Genomic DNA, 15,956 nt, shown 5'->3' on the forward strand with positions numbered 1-15,956 from the left:
CCAGCGTCAGAGACGGACTGGCGTCGCGATCCACCAGACATTGCCACAGGCGTCGCGGAAGCCGCCGCGCCGGTCGCCGTCGCCCTTCGAGGAGGGGGCCTCGACCTCGGTGGCGCCCTTGTCCAGCGCCGCGGCATGGGTGGCGTCGACGTCGTCGACATAGACATGCAGCCAGGCGGGGAAGGCGGGGTGGTCGGCGGTGGCCTCGGCGATCATCACCACGGAATCGCCGATCTTGAGCGAGGCGTGCATGAGGCTGCCATCCTCGCGGGCGATGGCCATCAGCGTCGTCGCGCCGAAGACGGTGCCGAGGAAGTCCATCAGGTCGCGCGCGCCCTGCGCCATCACATAGGCCGAGACGGTGGAATGGTCGGCGGGCTGGCTGGCCGGTCGGGTCATGGAGATCTCCTCATCCGCGGGTGAACCGCATGCGGCCGCGGCGGTTCACCCCGGCGCGATCCATGCGACAGTGGCCATTGTTGTCGACCGGATACCCGATCATGGCCATAGACGTCTCTCCCGTTCCGCAGGCCCTGCGCGACGCCGCCTACAACAACGGCCAGGCCGTGCCGAGCTGGGTCGAGACATTCGCCGGCTGGACCGCGGAATCCGCTGATATCCGCGGGCGCTTCGCTGCGACGATGGACCTGCCCTTTGGCACGGCCGCGCGGCAGAAGATCGACCTCTATCCCGGGCGGGACCCCCGCGCGCCCTGTCTCATCTATTTCCACGGCGGCTACTGGATGCGGAACTCCCGCGAGATGTTCGCGGTGCTGGGCGAGGGGGTGGCGGCCCATGGCTGGTCGGTGGCGATTCCCGGCTACACCCTGGCGCCCGAGGCGTCTCTGGCGCAGATCGTCGGCGAATGCAGCACGGCGCTCGACTGGCTGGCGGCGAATGCTGCCGCGCACGGCATCGCCGGCCCGCTGATCGTTGCCGGCTGGTCGGCGGGCGGGCACCTCGCCGCGATGGCGCTGAGCCACGCGGCGGTGACGGCCGGGCTCGGCATTTCCGGCATCTTCGAACTCGCGCCGCTGGCCGACACCTATCTGAACGAAACCCTCAAGCTCTCGGCGGCCGAGATCGCTGACCTGTCGCCGCTGCGCCGGCCACCGGTGATGAAGCCGTTCGCCATCACTTATGGCGCGCAGGAGTTGCCGGCGCTGGTGGCGAACTCCCATGCCATGCATGCGGCGCGGCTGCGTGCCGGTGCACCGGGGTCCATCCTGCCGGTCGCCGATGCCGACCATTTCTCCATCCTCGAGACGATGCGCCGCCCGGACGGCGCGCTGACGCGGGCGCTGCTCGATCTCGCCCGCTAGCTGCCGAGGGTCACTAGCTGCCGATCTTGCCGCCGCCCTGCCGGGTGATGGCGAGGACGGAGGGCCTTGGGGGCATGTCGGGCGAAAAGTCCGGCCAGCGGGTCGCGGGGTTCTCGAAGGTCGCGGGTGCCGCCCTCGCATCTTCCGGATCGGCCTCGCCGGGATGCTGGATGGCGACGAAGAAGGTTTCGCCGTCCGGGGTGAATTCCGGTCCGCAGAGTTCGGCGCCGAAGGGGCATTTGAAGAAGAGCTTCGAGGTGCCGCGCGCCGCGCCCTCGGTCTCCATCGCCCAGACGCCGTCGTTGCGGCCGGTGCGCGAGGGGAAGTTGCCGTCGGTCGTGACCCACAGCCGCCCGTCGGCGTCGATGGCACAGTTGTCGGGCATGCCGAACCAGCCGTCCCGTGAGGTGCGGCTGTTGAAGGTGGCGCCGACGGTGGCCACGGACGGGTCGCCGCAGCGCACGAGGATGTCCCAGGTGAAGCGCGGCGCGGCGTGGTCGCGCCCGTCGGGGAGCATCTCGACGATATGTCCGAAGCGGTTGTCGGCGCGCGGATTGGCGGCATCGACCTCCTCGGGCTTGCGGCGGCTGTTGTTGGTGAGCATCACATAGACCTTGTCGGTCGCAGGGTTCGCCTCGACGTCCTCCGGCCGGTCCATGCGGGTGGCGCCGAGGAGATCGGCGGCCCGGCGCGTCTCGATCACCACGTCCGCCTGGGAGGTAAAGCCATTGGCGGCGGTGAGCGGTCCTTCGCCGAACACCAGCGGCAGCCAGTCGCCCGTGCCGTCGGCGTTGTAGCGGGCGACGGCGAGCGTCCCGGCATCGAGGAGGTCGCCGTCGCGTGCCCGGTCGCCGGTGACGCGGCCTTCGGTGATGAAGCGATAGACGTAGTCGTAGCGCTCGTCGTCGCCGGAATAGAGCACGTAGCGCCCGTCGCGGGCGACGATGCCCGCCGCGCCCTCATGCTTGAAACGTCCGAGAGCGGTGCGCTTCTTCGGCGTCGATGTGGGGTCGAAGGGGTCGATCTCCACGACCCAGCCGAAACGGTTGGCCTCGTTCGGCTCCCTGGCGAGGTCGAAGCGTTCGACATGGTCGCCCCAGTTGTACCAGCGCGCGGGAATGCCCATGCGGCGGTAGTTGACGGCCTCGGCATGGCCCTCGGGCAGGCGGCCGGTGAAGTAGCCGTTGACGTTCTCCTCGCAGCTCAGCCAGGTGCCCCAGGGCGTGCGGCCGCCGGCGCAGTTGTTGAGCATGCCGAGGACGCGCCGGCCTGCCGGGTCGGCGGCGGTGCGCATCCGCGGATGACCGGCGGCGGGCCCGGTGATCTCCATGGCGGTGTCGGCGGTGATGCGGCGGGCATAGCGCGAGCCGGCGACCACCTGCCAGCGCCCGCCCTCGCGCCGGACCTCGATCACGCTGCCGCCATGGGCCATCATCTCGATCGCGACGAGTTCCGGGGTCATGCCGGAAAAGGCCCTCGCGCGGCCGAGCGGTCCGCCCCAGTCCTGCCGGCCGAGGCCGGGGAACATCAACTCCTCGTTGGTATATTCGTGGTTGATACAGAGCAGGCCGTGGCGCGACGGGTCGGATGCGCCGGGGACGGGGAAATAGCCGAGATAATCGTTGTTGTAGCCGAACTGGCGCGCCTGGCCCGCCGCGCTCTGGGCGCGCGGATCGAAGGCCGGTGCATCGGCGAGGACCCCGTCGCCCCAGCGGATCAGCACGTCGGCGGCATAGCCCTCGGCCACTTCGGCGCGTTCGGTGGGCGTCGAGGACAGTTCGCGGAAGCCGAAGGACGGCGTGGTGTCGGCCGTCTGCGCCGCGGCAGTCCGGGAGGCGAGGGCGGCGGGTCCGAGCGCCGCGGTGATGGCGCCGACACCGAGGACGCCCTTCATCAGGTCGCGGCGGTGGAAGCGGGCGGCAACGACGTCGCCGAAGGTCGGCGCGCCGGCCGGGCTGAGGCCGATGTCCTCGGCGCGTTCGGCGGCCTGCGAGCGGACGAGGGCCGGATCGTCGGCGCGGTGGGTCGTGTCGGTCATCACGGGCTCCGGGTCGGCAGTGAACCTCAACCTCAACGGCAGACTGCGACATCACGGTGACGGCAGGCCCGTCGTGCCTGGCACCAAAATGTCACACCCTCGCCGCTTCCGTCTCGTTCCGGCGCCACTGCCCATGGCGAGCGGCCCCGTGCAAAGACCTCGTTTACGCCTGCAGGTCCAGAGTTCGCGACAGGGCAGGCGAGGCGTTCCGGAGTTGCGTCATGGACCGCGTGTTGGGACTGGTGACCGTCGAACAGGATCTGGCGAAGCTGATGCGCGCTGCCGAGCGCGCCGGCCTGGCCCTCGGTTGCATCGACCCGGAGGAGACCAGCCTCGTGCTCCCCGGCGATGAAAAGAGCGCGGAATGGACGCTGGGGCGGATCGGCGCCTGGGTCGTGACCGTGGCGCTGTCGGCGACGTTCCTGGTGTTGTGACAGGCTGGCTAGCGGGCGCCGCCATCGACGTTCCTCTTCGCGATCGAAGCCCAAGCCACAGACGACGACGCAGCGTTTTGAGCACGCCAGCGTGACGACGCGGCGCCCGCTTGTCCGGCGTGTCGCACTGATAATCCACAGACCGATCTCGACCCGTGGTCCAGCCACGAAGATGCTGCACTCGCGGCTTCGCGGATACCCTTGTCAGAAATATGCAAAGGCTGCACAGTTCAAACTTCCCTTGAGGAACAGACGTTTCTCCATCGTTTTCAGCACGCCAGCACCGTTGGCATCAGCAGGCCGCAGTGACATCCATCTCTCAGCGTGCGTCGGTCGTGGCCCCGACCCGGCGACCCGGCCGGCTCCAGCAGATCGTCATCGTCTTCGGTTCCACGGTCGCCGCGTCGCTGCTCGCGGCCTTCGCCGCATGGCTGCTGCTGGTGGCGATCTCGCAGGACCGCATCGCCTCCGTGGGGCACGCCGTCCTCAACCAACTCGCGGCCCTCGATCTCGAGGCGCGGCAGACCCTCGATCTCTTCAACCGGCAGCCGGCAGCCTTTTGTTCGGCGGCGGAACTCGAGCAGCTGCGCGAGCGGGTCTTTCTGACGCGCTTCATCAAGGATATCGGCCGCGTGCGGGGAGGCGCGCTGCATTGTTCGGCGGCGCTGCAGACGCTGCCGTCGCCGGCCATCATCGCACCCCCCGACCTCGTGTCCCGGCAGGGCCTTTCCGTCCACGCGGCCGAAGCCCTTCTCGTCGTGCGCCACAGCCGTGCGCCGATCCTCGGTGAAGGCGAGGCCAATGTCGTTCTGGATCCCGACGCCCTGGCGCATGATGTGCTGGTCGGGGTCGATTTCGTCGCCGGCTATCTGGGAGCGGACGGCAGGTTCGTCCGGCTGTTCGGCAAGCCCCTGGCCCTCGGCGGCGCGGAACTGCTGGCAGGCCGACCGGTGGACCGCGACGGCACGCTGTTCCATCCGGCCTGCGACGGCGATCGCTCGATCTGCGTCGTCACGTCGCTTCCGAAGTCCGAGATCCTCCGCCTGCAGTGGCCGATTATGGCGGCCGGCGGATGGCTCGGGACGATCATCGGTCTCGGCCTCGGCCTTCTCATCATTCACCGGCAGACAGCCCGGCGGTCCCTGCCCGAAAAGCTCAAGCGGGCGATCGCCCAAGGCAGTTTCGACGTGGTCTACCAGCCGATCGTCAGGCTCGCCGATCGATCGGTGGTCGGCGCGGAAGCGCTCATTCGCTGGCGCGACGAAAATGGCGATCAGGTCCCGCCGGCGACCTTCATCCCCGTCGCCGAGGAGGCCGGGCTCATCGGTCAGATCACCCACTTCATGCTCCGCCGGGTGATGTTCGAACTCGCCGGGTTCATAAAGAGCCATCCCGATTTCTGCGTCAGCATCAACATCTCGGCCAGCGATCTCGACGATCCCGACTTCTACGAGACCCTCGCCTCCATGCTCGAACGCACGCACATCGAGCCGCGATGCATCATCCTGGAACTGACCGAACATGCCGCCACACGCCGGGATCAGGCGATCGACGGCACCAGGCTGCTGCGGGCGAGGGGACACCGCATCTACATCGACGATTTCGGCACGGGCTTTTCGAACCTGTCCTATCTCAACGAATTGTCGATCGACGCCCTCAAGGTCGACCGGAGCTTCACCGTGACAGTCGGGGCGGGCAAGAAGGGGTCACCGGTCCTGCCGCAGATCCTCGACATGGCGAGGGCTCTCGAGATCGATCTCGTGGTCGAGGGGATCGAGACGGAAGAGCAGGCGGCATGGTTCGTCGGGCAGGCGGTGGCCTATGCGCAGGGCTGGCTGTTCTACCGCCCGGTTGATGCGCAGGCTCTGCAAGGGATCGTCGCCGAGCAGCGCCAGCGGAGCGAGGCGCTCGGGGTCAACCCCGCGACCTAGGCATGGACGTCGGTGGTTCCGGGCCGTTCGCACCGAAGCTGATGTCGGGTGTTGCTTCCGGTTCAGGTTCGTGGCTCGCTCTCAGGAAGGGGATCGATGCCCTGCCGTTGATCGGAGAGAGAGGCTGGAATGAAGACGCTGACTGTCGCGACGACGCTGATCCTCGTCGCCATGGGCGCCGCGGGCGCCGACGAATGCCGCGACCGTCTCGTGCGCTATCTCGAGGGTGCCCTCGACGGCCGGCCTGGCCAGAGCCTCAACACGGTCCAGCAGGGCGCGTCGACCACAGAGAGCGCCTTCATCTTCGTCTCCCGCGACCACCACATGTTCAAGCCGGTCAATCCGGAGAACATCCCCTGGGTGCTCACGTATCAGGGCGCGATGTACCAGTCCGCCGACCAGGTACGCACCTGGACGAAGGTTCACAGCTTCGACCGTGACAAGCAGCATGCCGAAGCCAGGGAGGCGATCAGGTCACAGGCGCGGTCGGCGACGGGAGTGGTCTGCGGAACCGAGACGCTCGACGGCGTGGTGCATGACACATTCGATGCGCGCATGACCATGGAGGGCGCGGTGCGGGTCGAGATGCACAACCGCTACTGGATCAGCCGCGAGAGCGGTATCTCGACGCAGGCGGTCTCGATCTCCCGGTTCAGCGGTGTCGAAATGACCACGACACAGCGTTGGCGGCCGCTCGGGGATATGACGCTGCCGGTTCCGTGACAGGGCCTTGAAGGTCGAGCAGCGGGGCGCCGGACTTCTGGGATCAACAGGGCTTCTTGGCGGTAAAACGTCTTGAGAAAGAAGGGGCGGGCCCGAAAGCCCGCCCCGTCCGCATCAGACCGAGTAGTACATGTCGTACTCGACCGGGTGAGGCGTCATCTCGTAGCGCATCACCTCGGTCATCTTCAGCTCGATGTAGCTGTCGATGAAGTCGTCGTTGAAGACGCCGCCGGCCTTGAGGTAGGCGCGGTCCTTGTCGAGGTTCTGCAGAGCCTCGCGCAGCGAGCCGCAAACCGTCGGGATCTTCTTCAGCTCCTTCGGCGGCAGGTCATAGAGATCCTTGTCCATGGCAGCGCCCGGATCGATCTTGTTGGTGATGCCGTCGATGCCGGCCATCAGCATGGCCGCGAACGCCAGATAGGGGTTGGCGGTCGGGTCGGGGAAGCGGACCTCGACGCGCTTGGCCTTCGGGTTGGCCGTCCACGGAATGCGGCAGGAGGCCGAACGGTTGCGGGCCGAATAGGCCAGCAGCACCGGGGCTTCATAGCCGGGGACCAGACGCTTGTAGGAGTTGGTCGACGGGTTGGTGAAGGCGTTCAGGGACTTGGCGTGCTTGATGATGCCGCCGATGTACCAGAGGCACTCCTGGCTGAGGTCGGCATACTTGTTGCCGGCGAACAGAGGCTTGCCGCCCTTCCAGATCGACTGGTGCACGTGCATGCCCGAGCCGTTGTCGCCGTAGACCGGCTTCGGCATGAAGGTGGCGGTCTTGCCGTAGATGTTGGCGACCTGATGGATGCAGTACTTGTAGATCTGCATCTGGTCGGCCATGTGCGTCAGCGTGTCGAACTTCATGCCGAGCTCGTGCTGGGCGGAAGCAACCTCGTGGTGATGCTTCTCGACCTTCACGCCCATCTTGGCCATGGAGGCGAGCATTTCGCCGCGCATGTCCTGCAGGCTGTCGATCGGCGGCACGGGGAAGTAGCCGCCCTTGATGCGGACGCGGTGGCCGAGATTGCCGCCCTCGTAGTCGGTGTAGGAATTGGTCGGCAGCTCCGACGAGTCGACCTTGAAGCCCGTGTGATAGGGCTCGGCGGCGAATTTCACGTCGTCGAAGACGAAGAATTCGGCCTCGGGACCGACGAAGATGGTGTCACCGATCTTGGTCGACTTCAGGTAGGCCTCGGCCTTCTTGGCGATGCCGCGCGGGTCGCGGTTGTAAGACTCGCCGGTCGAGGGCTCGAGAATGTCGCAGACGATGGAGAGCGTCGTCTCGGCGAAGAACGGGTCGATCTGGGCGGTCGAGGGGTCGAGCATGAGGAGCATGTCCGACTCGTTGATCGCCTTCCAGCCGGCGATCGAGGAACCGTCGAACATCGTGCCTTCGGCGAAGATCTCTTCGTCGATCATGGTGATGTCGAAGGTGACGTGCTGCCACTTGCCACGCGGGTCGGTGAAGCGGAGATCGACGTACTTCACGTCGTTCTCCTTGATCATTTTCAGGACATCCTTGGCAGTCGTCATTTAGTGCTTCCTCTTGGTTTGCACGTTTGCATTTGCGACAGGCGGACCCGCCGAATTTCGTTCAGATCGCGTCGAGGCCGGATTCGCCGGTGCGGATGCGGATGGCTTCCTCGATGGTCGAGACGAAGATCTTGCCGTCGCCGATCCGGCCGGTCTGGGCCGCACGGCGGATGGCGTCGATCGCCTTGTCCACCATGTCGTCGGGCATGACGATCTCAATCTTCACCTTGGGAAGGAAATCCACGACATATTCAGCGCCGCGGTAGAGTTCGGTATGACCCTTCTGGCGGCCGAACCCCTTCGCCTCAGTAACGGTGATGCCCTGAAGTCCGACCTCCTGCAGCGCCTCCTTCACCTCATCGAGCTTGAAAGGCTTGATGATCGCCTCGATCTTCTTCATTCCGATCCTGCTCCTGTGGTCCGATCGCCGGATCTGGCTCCCGCTCCCGAACCGCTTTCGCGGGCTAGCAGGAGATGTGCCAGAGGCTTCACGAGGCAATTGTGCTGCAATTGCAAGGAGAAAGCCAGCGCTCCTTGGCCCATGGCCGGCCACGCCGTCAAGTCAGTGCCGCAAAAATGCGCATCAGGATTAAAAAATAGTCGCTCTGCCTGCCGCGCGGCGGGTTGCCGTCGGCCGATGCGTCATGTTTGCCGTAAAAATAGGCAAACAAAATTGTCGTTCCGGCAACCGGGGCGATTGACCCGGACCGGGAGCCTCCCGAAGGTGGCGGCATGACACGCCGTTCCAGCGCTCTCCTGACGCCCCGGGCCATGGCCGAGGCCGACCGCCTGACCATCGCGGCGGGCACGCCGGGGGCGGTTCTGATGCACCGCGCCGGCGTCGCGGTCGCCGATGCGGTGGCGCGCGCCACGGCCCTCGGCACCCGCATCGTTGTGCTGTGCGGGCCCGGCAACAATGGCGGCGACGGCTATGTGGCGGCCAGGGTCCTGCGCGAACGCGGCTTCGGCGTGACGGTTGCGGCCAGTAGGCCGCCGCAGGCGCCCGACGCCGCGGCTGCGGCGGAGGCCTGGGGGAGGGCGCCGGTCCCTCTGCGGGACTGGGCTGCCGGCCGGCCCGCCGTTGTGGTCGACGCGCTCTACGGCGCCGGCCTCTCCCGCGCAATCGCCGGTGTCGAGGCGGATGTCGTCGCCGCCGTCAACGCCTCGGGCTGCCGGGTCGTCGCTGCCGACATCGCCTCGGGCATCGACGGTGAGACGGGCGCGGTGCGCGGCGTCGCGATGATGGCGCGGGAAACCGCCACCTTCTTCCGCCGCAAGCCCGGCCATCTGCTGATGCCTGGACGCCTGCATTGCGGAACGGTCCGGGTCGCCGATATCGGCATTCGGCCCGCAGTTCTGGACGGGCTCGCCATCCGCGATTTCGCCAACGACCCTGCGCTCTGGTGCGACCATTTTCCGTTCCCGCGGGCGGACGGGCACAAGTATCATCGCGGTCATGCGGTCGTGGTGTCGGGCGGGCTGGCGCGGACCGGCGCGGCGCGCCTCGCGGCACGCGGGGCGTTGCGGGTGGGCGCGGGCCTCGTGACGCTCGCCTCGCCGCCCGAGGCGCTCGCCGTCAACGCGTCTCATCTCACCGCCGTCATGCTGGAGCGGATGGACGGGCCTGCCGGCCTCGCCGCCATTCTGTCCGACCGGCGGCGCAACGCCGTCTGTCTCGGTCCGGCGCTGGGGACCGGCGAGGCGACGCGGGCGCTGGTCGCCGAGGCGCTCGCGAGCGGGGCGGCGACCGTCATCGACGCCGACGGCCTCACCGCCTTCGCCGAGGAACCCAGCGCGCTGTTCGCCGGCATCCGCGCCTGGCCCGGTCGTCCGGTGGTGCTAACGCCCCATGGCGGGGAGTTCGCGCGGCTGTTCGGAGCCGACCCCGCCCTGTCGAAGCCCGAAGCGGCGCGCCGGGCGGCGGCGCTTTCGGGAGCCGCTGTGATCTTCAAGGGGCCGGATACGGTGGTGGCCATGCCCGACGGAACCGTGTCCATCGCCGCCAATGCGCCGCCCTGGCTGGCGACGGCCGGGTCCGGCGACGTGCTGGCGGGCATCGTGACGGGCCTTCTGGCGCAGGGCATGGCACCCTTCGAAGCGGCGAGCGCCGCGGTCTGGCTGCATGGCGAGGCCGGGCAGGCCGCAGGTCTCGGGCTGATTGCCGAGGATCTGCCGGAGGTGCTGCCGCGGGTCCTCGGTGCGCTGGCGGGCCGCCTCGCCGAGGCGAGAGAAGCTGACGCTGCCGACGACGACTAGCCGACGTCCAGCAGGGCGACGAGGGGATCATCCGCGCCGTTGATCGCCTGGGCCGTCACGCGGAACCGTCCGGCAGTCTCCGCCACAAAGGCGATCCGGGCGGTGCTGCCGGGCGCCACCAGGACCGTATCGAGGAAGAAGGGCTTCCAGCCGTCGTCGAGGCCGTCGAGAAGGCGGGCGGGATGGCCTTCGAGGTGGACGGCGTGAAAGGCCGCGCCCTCGTTACGGATCGCTGCGAGGACCACCGCACCACGGCGCAGGCGCAGGGCCGGTGCGCCCGCGGCGTCACGAGCGCTGCGGCCGGCAAAGGTCGTCGCCCCGATCGGCAGGTCGAGCCGCGTCGCGCGCCGGAAATCCATGGCCTGCGGTAGCGGATTGGCAGGGAACGGGGCTGGGGGTGGCAAGGGCGCCGCGCGCAAGGGCGAGCCCTCCACACTCATGCGACCGGCGAGGGTCGTGCCGGCGAAACTGGCGAGGGCGATTGGCAAGGTCGTACCGGCCGCCGCCGCGACATCCCACATGACCTCCGCACGCTGTCCCGGTGCGAGCATCAGCCGGCCCTCGTCGAGCGGAAAGGGTTCGCAGGGCTGGCTGTCGAGGGCGACGAGGGTGAGGCGCTGGTCGGGCACGGTCCATTGCAGGATGCGGCTTGCCGTGGCGTTGGCGAAGCGCAGCCAGAGCCGCTCGTGCGGGCGGGCGGAGAGGGAAAGGTCGGGCCGGCCGTTGACGAGGAGGCCCGCCTGCGGCGACGCCGCGCCGCCGGGCGGCTCCGAGAGCAGCAGGGGAATTTCGCGATCGTGGAGCGGCGACGTCTCGTCGGCGATGACCAGCAGCCCGGCAAGGCCCGCCCGCAGCTGCGCCTCGCCCCCGGCGAGCCGCGGCCGGTAGAGAAAGGTGCCGGCGTCGCGCGGCGTCAGGTCGTGGCGCTGCGTGGCGCCGGGAGCGATGTCGGGCAGGCTGCCGACGGCCGGGTCCCTGAGGCCCAGCCAGTGGAGGCCGGTCGGTTCGGCCAGCGCATTGGTGACGTCGATCGCCAGCGGCACACTGCGCTTCGCCCGCAGCACCGGACCCGGCAGGACGCCGTCATAGCCGAGGACGGGCGTCACCGGGCCGTCTGGGGCCCCGAGCCGGGCCTCGCCCGCTGCGGCGGTGAGCCGCAGGCCCTGCGCCGCAGCGCGTTCCGGCGTCGCCAGCGCGGCGAGGGTCAGGACCGCCGGGGCGGCGAGCAGGTGGCGCCGACTCAAGGTGCGGGCGCTGGGCGATCGGGGAATATCGGAAGGCAAGGGCGGCCCTGTCTCACAACGGGATGGCACGGGACTTGAGGTGGAGAGCGTCCCTGTCCCGAATGGAGGCGTTCCATGGTGAAAATAGCATTGATCGGCATCGCCGGTTTGGTGGCAGCCGGCTATTTCGGCCTGGTGCCGCACAGCCAGGCGACGGTCGCGCTTGGCGCCGCCGGTGCCACGGTCGTCATGGTCTGGATCGGCCTCTTCGCCCGCACCTGACGGCGAAGGCGCGATTTTCTTGATGCAATCGCCAAATGCCGGTGTTATGAGGCCGCGCCCGGTGAATGACTTGCATCTGCCGGGGCGAGAAGCTATTTCGAGCGGCCCTCGGCGGGCGTGGTGGAATTGGTAGACACGCGGGATTTAGGTTCCCGTGGCGAAAGTCGTGGGGGTTCAAGTCCCTCCGCCCGCACCATCCTGCCGGCCGCGCCGATCACGAACACGAAAGAAACGAAGCCATGCAGGTGACCGCCACCCTGTCCGAAGGTCTGAAGCGCGAATTCCGCGTGGTGGTTCCTGTGACCGACCTTGCCGCCCGCGCCGATGCCCGCCTCGACGACCTCAAGGGCCGCGTCAACATCAACGGCTTCCGCCCCGGCAAGGTACCGACGGCCCATCTGAAGAAGCTGTACGGCCGCGCCGTGCTCGCCGAGACCATCGAAGCGCTGGTCGGCGAAGCCAACCAGAAGATCGTTGCCGACAACGGTTTCAAGCTCGCCCAGGAGCCCTCGGTGAAGCTGCCCGAGGCCGAGTCGGAGGCGAAGGCCGTCTTCGACGGGACCGCCGACCTCGACTACACGGTCGCCTTCGAGGTGCTGCCGACGATCCAGCTCGCCGATTTCAAGGGCATCAAGGTCGAGCGTCCGGTGGTTGAGCCGGCAGAGGCCGACGTCCAGTCGATGCTGGAGACCATGGCGAAGCAGAACCGCCCGTTCGAGGCGAAGCCCGAGGGTGCCGCCGGCGAGAACGGCGACCGCCTCACCATCGGCTTCGTCGGCACCATCGAAGGCGAGAAGTTCGAGGGCGGCACCGCCGAGGACATCCAGCTGGAGCTCGGCTCCAACTCCTTCATCCCGGGCTTCGAGGACCAGCTCATCGGCATCAAGGCCGGCGAGGACAAGGTCGTGAAGGTCAAGTTCCCGTCGAACTACATGGCAGAAAACCTCGCCGGCAAGGATGCGGAATTCGCCGTCACGGTGAAGTCGATCGAGAAGCCGGGCGAGCGCGCCATCGACGAGGAGTTCGCCAAGATGGTGGGCTTCGAGGACCTCGCGAAGCTGAAGGCCGCCGTCACCGACCGCCTGAAGAGCGAATATGCCGGCGCCTCGCGCCGCAAGGTGAAGCGCGCGCTGCTCGACGCGCTCGACGAGAAGCACGCCTTCGACCTGCCGCAGACGCTGGTCGATCAGGAGTTCGAGAGCGTCTGGCGCCAGGTCAGCCAGGATCTCGAATCCCGCGGCAAGACCTTCACCGACGAAGAGACGACCGAGGAGAAGGCGCGCGAGGAGTATCGCAGCATCGCCCAGCGTCGCGTCCGCCTCGGCCTCGTCCTTGCGGAAATCGGCGAGAAGGCCCAGATCAAGGTCAGCGACGAGGAAGTGTCGCGCGCCGTGGTCGAGCGGGCGCGCCAGTTCCCCGGTCAGGAGCAGCAGGTCTGGGACTATTACCGCAAGACCCCCCAGGCTCTCGCCTCGCTCCGCGCTCCGATCTTCGAGGAGAAGGTCGTGGACTACATTCTCGAACTCGCCGACGTGACCGAGAAGCCCGTCTCCAAGGATGAGCTGTTCAAGGACAACGACGGCGAGGAAGCCGCCTGAAAGGCGCTGCGACCGGACAATTCCTTGTGAAGGAAGGGCCGCCGCGTGCGGCCCTTCTCTTTTTCCGGCAACCGTGTGGATTCACCGCGGATGCGCATTGCCGTTAGGATGGCGTCAAAGAGATTCGGGCGATGCTCCGTCCGAATCGCGACCCCGAAGGACCGAAGACGATGAGAGACCCGCACGACACGCTGATGAACTACCTGGTGCCGATGGTGGTCGAGCAGACCAACCGCGGCGAGCGGTCCTACGACATCTATTCCCGCCTCCTGAAGGAGCGGATCATCTTCCTGTCGGGCCCGGTCGAGGACGGCATGGCGACGCTGATCGTCGCCCAGCTCCTGTTCCTCGAGGCGGAGAACCCGAAGAAGGAGATCAACATGTACATCAACTCGCCGGGCGGTGTCGTCACGGCGGGCATGTCGATCTACGACACGATGCAGTTCATCAAGCCGGCCGTCACCACGCTCTGCATGGGGCAGGCCGCCTCGATGGGCTCGCTGCTGCTCACGGCCGGCGCCAAGGGCCAGCGCTTCGCCCTGCCGCATTCGCGTATCATGGTGCACCAGCCCTCGGGCGGCTATCGCGGCCAGGTGACCGACATCCTGATCCACGCCGAAGAGGTCAAGGAACTGAAGCGGCGCCTCAACGAGGTCTATGTGAAGCACACGGGCCGGTCGCTGAAGGAGATCGAGGAGGCGCTCGAGCGCGACAATTTCATGTCGGCGCAGAAGGCGCAGGAGTTCGGTCTCATCGACAAGGTGATCGAGGAACGGGCCGAGGAAGCCGAGCCTGCCAAGGTTTGACGAACGGCGCAGGGTGGACGGGATGCCGGGCACCGGCATCCCCCGGGGTGTCACTTTTGGGTCACCACTGGCGGTCCGCCCTTTGCATAGACTGATCCGAGCGCGCCTGCGGTCCCTCAATGAACCGTATGTGACGAAATAGCGTTAATCCTTTCTTGATCCCGCAGTGCGCACCATGTTTGGCTAGTGAGCCAAACGGCGTACCGGGGGCCGAGACACCGAGAGACCAGATGGGTCTCGCGTCAGACGATCCTGAGCCCACGGGTGACGGGTTGCGTTGGAGAGAGATGATGAGCAAGGCCGGCAGCGACGCGAAGAACACCCTCTACTGTTCATTCTGCGGCAAGAGCCAGCATGAGGTCCGCAAACTGATTGCCGGGCCTACGGTGTTCATCTGCGACGAGTGCGTCGAGCTCTGCATGGACATCATCCGCGAGGAGTCGAAATCGTCCCTGGTCAAGTCCAAGGACGGCATTCCGACTCCGAAGGAGATCTGCAAGGTCCTGGACGATTACGTGATCGGCCAGTTCCACGCCAAGCGCGTGCTCTCCGTGGCGGTGCACAACCACTACAAGCGGCTCAACCACGCGACCAAGCACAACGACGTCGAGCTGTCGAAGTCGAACATCCTGCTGATCGGACCGACCGGTTCGGGCAAGACGCTGCTCGCGCAGACGCTGGCCCGCATCCTCGACGTGCCCTTCACGATGGCCGATGCGACGACGCTCACCGAGGCCGGCTATGTCGGCGAGGACGTCGAGAACATCATCCTGAAGCTGCTGCAGGCCTCAGACTACAATGTCGAGCGGGCGCAGCGCGGCATCGTCTATATCGACGAAATCGACAAGATCTCGCGCAAGTCCGACAATCCGTCGATCACCCGCGACGTTTCGGGTGAGGGCGTGCAGCAGGCGCTGCTGAAGATCATGGAGGGCACCGTCGCCTCCGTGCCGCCGCAGGGTGGGCGCAAGCACCCCCAGCAGGAGTTCCTGCAGGTCGACACGTCCAACATCCTGTTCATCTGCGGCGGCGCCTTCGCCGGCCTGGAGAAGATCATCTCGACCAAGGGGCAGGGCTCCTCGATCGGCTTCGGCGCCACCGTGCGCGCGCCGGAAGAGCGCCGCACCGGCGAGATCTTCCGGTATGTCGAGCCCGAGGACCTGTTGAAGTACGGTCTGATCCCCGAGTTCGTCGGCCGTCTGCCGGTTCTGGCGACGCTCGAGGATCTCGACGAGGCGGCGCTGAAGAAGATCCTGACCGAGCCGAAGAATGCGCTCGTCAAGCAGTACCAGCGCCTCTTCGAGATGGAGAATGTCGACCTCACCTTCCACGAGGACGCGCTCGGCGCGGTCTCGCGCAAGGCCATCGAGCGCAAGACCGGCGCCCGCGGCCTCAGGTCCATCATGGAGAGCATCCTGCTCGACACGATGTATGATCTTCCGGGTCTCGAAGGCGTCGAAGAGGTGGTGATCTCCGACGAGGTCGTGCAGGGCAAGGCGCGTCCCCTCTACATCTATGCGGAGAAGGAGAAGGCGCAGAGCGCCTGATTCCACGTGTCTGCGAGCATTGCGAGGGCGGGTCCACGGGCCCGCTCTTTCGCGTTGCGGGGCAGGGCGGTAGCCCGCGGTATCGCGCTTTCCCGCCGTGTTTCGAACGGCTTTGCTCCCCGGCCTTTAGTTGCCTTGACACCCGGGGTGTGCAGCGCCACCTAATGAACACCGACAGACCCCCGGGCAGGGATTTGTGCCCGAGGTCGGCCAAGCGCCTCGAGACCTCCGAAGGAAGCCGGCAGAGCTTCCCGGCCGGCCTCAATCCCGCC

General features: G+C 67.2%; 14 protein-coding genes and 1 tRNA gene. 10 read left to right on the plus strand and 5 right to left on the minus strand.

Features of this window, described 5'->3' with window-relative positions:
• Positions 1–6: 6 nt before the first annotated feature.
• Positions 7–399, minus strand: a complete 393-nt coding sequence (locus Q8O26_RS13435) for a VOC family protein (RefSeq protein ID WP_305576405.1) — start codon at positions 397–399, stop codon at positions 7–9.
• 101 nt (positions 400–500) lie between these two features.
• Between Q8O26_RS13435 and Q8O26_RS13440 the strand changes: the two genes are divergently transcribed.
• Positions 501–1,322 (plus strand): alpha/beta hydrolase, encoded by an 822-nt coding sequence (locus Q8O26_RS13440; RefSeq protein WP_305576407.1) that lies wholly within the window; start codon positions 501–503, stop codon positions 1,320–1,322.
• Positions 1,323–1,335: 13 nt separating this feature from the next.
• On the opposite strand, the gene Q8O26_RS13445 is transcribed toward Q8O26_RS13440, so the two are convergent.
• Positions 1,336–3,360: a PhoX family phosphatase gene (locus tag Q8O26_RS13445; RefSeq protein ID WP_305576409.1), complete on the minus strand. Its 2,025-nt coding sequence runs from the start codon at positions 3,358–3,360 to the stop codon at positions 1,336–1,338.
• 221 nt (positions 3,361–3,581) lie between these two features.
• Between Q8O26_RS13445 and Q8O26_RS13450 the strand changes: the two genes are divergently transcribed.
• The 3 genes from Q8O26_RS13450 (at position 3,582) to Q8O26_RS13460 (ending at position 6,448) form a co-directional block, all read left to right on the plus strand.
• Positions 3,582–3,794: a hypothetical protein gene (locus tag Q8O26_RS13450; RefSeq protein WP_305576411.1), complete on the plus strand. Its 213-nt coding sequence runs from the start codon at positions 3,582–3,584 to the stop codon at positions 3,792–3,794.
• Positions 3,795–4,099: 305 nt separating this feature from the next.
• The gene (locus Q8O26_RS13455; RefSeq protein ID WP_305576413.1) at positions 4,100–5,725 is read left to right on the plus strand and encodes an EAL domain-containing protein; all 1,626 of its coding nucleotides are present in this window, start codon (positions 4,100–4,102) and stop codon (positions 5,723–5,725) included.
• 129 nt (positions 5,726–5,854) lie between these two features.
• Positions 5,855–6,448, plus strand: coding sequence for a hypothetical protein (locus tag Q8O26_RS13460; protein WP_305576415.1), 594 nt, complete (start codon positions 5,855–5,857; stop codon positions 6,446–6,448).
• A gap of 114 nt (positions 6,449–6,562) precedes the next feature.
• Here Q8O26_RS13460 and glnA read toward each other — a convergent pair whose 3' ends face one another.
• Both glnA and Q8O26_RS13470 read right to left on the minus strand, forming a co-directional pair.
• Entirely contained in the window at positions 6,563–7,972 is a 1,410-nt protein-coding gene (gene glnA / locus Q8O26_RS13465; protein ID WP_305576417.1) for a type I glutamate--ammonia ligase, read from the minus strand.
• A 61-nt stretch (positions 7,973–8,033) separates the two neighbouring features.
• On the minus strand, positions 8,034–8,372 hold the full coding sequence (locus Q8O26_RS13470; RefSeq protein WP_296576966.1) for a P-II family nitrogen regulator: 339 nt from the start codon (positions 8,370–8,372) through the stop codon (positions 8,034–8,036).
• Positions 8,373–8,704: 332 nt separating this feature from the next.
• On the opposite strand from Q8O26_RS13470, the gene Q8O26_RS13475 reads away from it, so the two are divergent.
• Positions 8,705–10,228, plus strand: coding sequence for an NAD(P)H-hydrate dehydratase (locus tag Q8O26_RS13475; RefSeq protein ID WP_305576419.1), 1,524 nt, complete (start codon positions 8,705–8,707; stop codon positions 10,226–10,228).
• On the opposite strand, the gene Q8O26_RS13480 is transcribed toward Q8O26_RS13475, so the two are convergent.
• A complete protein-coding gene (locus Q8O26_RS13480) occupies positions 10,225–11,472 on the minus strand; it encodes a multicopper oxidase family protein (protein WP_305576421.1) in 1,248 nt (415 codons plus the stop codon). The two genes, Q8O26_RS13475 and Q8O26_RS13480, sit on opposite strands and share 4 nt — an antisense overlap.
• A gap of 114 nt (positions 11,473–11,586) precedes the next feature.
• On the opposite strand from Q8O26_RS13480, the gene Q8O26_RS13485 reads away from it, so the two are divergent.
• From Q8O26_RS13485 to clpX, 5 genes are all read left to right on the plus strand, one after another.
• A complete protein-coding gene (locus Q8O26_RS13485; protein ID WP_305576423.1) occupies positions 11,587–11,733 on the plus strand; it encodes a hypothetical protein in 147 nt (48 codons plus the stop codon).
• A 111-nt stretch (positions 11,734–11,844) separates the two neighbouring features.
• Positions 11,845–11,929 (plus strand) — tRNA-Leu (locus Q8O26_RS13490).
• Positions 11,930–11,972: 43 nt separating this feature from the next.
• A complete protein-coding gene (gene tig, locus Q8O26_RS13495; protein WP_305576425.1) occupies positions 11,973–13,331 on the plus strand; it encodes a trigger factor in 1,359 nt (452 codons plus the stop codon).
• Between the two features lie 170 nt (positions 13,332–13,501).
• Positions 13,502–14,137 (plus strand): ATP-dependent Clp endopeptidase proteolytic subunit ClpP, encoded by a 636-nt coding sequence (clpP, locus tag Q8O26_RS13500; protein WP_305576426.1) that lies wholly within the window; start codon positions 13,502–13,504, stop codon positions 14,135–14,137.
• Between the two features lie 290 nt (positions 14,138–14,427).
• Positions 14,428–15,684, plus strand: coding sequence for an ATP-dependent Clp protease ATP-binding subunit ClpX (clpX, locus tag Q8O26_RS13505; RefSeq protein WP_305576428.1), 1,257 nt, complete (start codon positions 14,428–14,430; stop codon positions 15,682–15,684).
• Positions 15,685–15,956 lie beyond the last annotated feature (272 nt).

Source organism: Phreatobacter sp. (assembly GCF_030691135.1).
Classification (GTDB): domain Bacteria; phylum Pseudomonadota; class Alphaproteobacteria; order Rhizobiales; family Phreatobacteraceae; genus Phreatobacter.

Bases quoted from the DNA above. Each gene is read 5' to 3' on its own strand.
- Q8O26_RS13445 (WP_305576409.1), bottom strand. From the start codon at position 3,360: ATGACCGACACGACCCACCGCGCCGACGATCCGGCCCTCGTCCGCTCG.
- clpP (WP_305576426.1), top strand. From the start codon at position 13,502: ATGAGAGACCCGCACGACACGCTGATGAACTACCTGGTGCCGATGGTG.
- Q8O26_RS13485 (WP_305576423.1), top strand. From the start codon at position 11,587: ATGGTGAAAATAGCATTGATCGGCATCGCCGGTTTGGTGGCAGCCGGC.
- Q8O26_RS13440 (WP_305576407.1), top strand. From the start codon at position 501: ATGGCCATAGACGTCTCTCCCGTTCCGCAGGCCCTGCGCGACGCCGCC.
- Q8O26_RS13460 (WP_305576415.1), top strand. From the start codon at position 5,855: ATGAAGACGCTGACTGTCGCGACGACGCTGATCCTCGTCGCCATGGGC.
- Q8O26_RS13450 (WP_305576411.1), top strand. From the start codon at position 3,582: ATGGACCGCGTGTTGGGACTGGTGACCGTCGAACAGGATCTGGCGAAG.
- Q8O26_RS13435 (WP_305576405.1), bottom strand. From the start codon at position 399: ATGACCCGACCGGCCAGCCAGCCCGCCGACCATTCCACCGTCTCGGCC.
- Q8O26_RS13475 (WP_305576419.1), top strand. From the start codon at position 8,705: ATGACACGCCGTTCCAGCGCTCTCCTGACGCCCCGGGCCATGGCCGAG.
- clpX (WP_305576428.1), top strand. From the start codon at position 14,428: ATGAGCAAGGCCGGCAGCGACGCGAAGAACACCCTCTACTGTTCATTC.
- tig (WP_305576425.1), top strand. From the start codon at position 11,973: ATGCAGGTGACCGCCACCCTGTCCGAAGGTCTGAAGCGCGAATTCCGC.
- Q8O26_RS13470 (WP_296576966.1), bottom strand. From the start codon at position 8,372: ATGAAGAAGATCGAGGCGATCATCAAGCCTTTCAAGCTCGATGAGGTG.
- glnA (WP_305576417.1), bottom strand. From the start codon at position 7,972: ATGACGACTGCCAAGGATGTCCTGAAAATGATCAAGGAGAACGACGTG.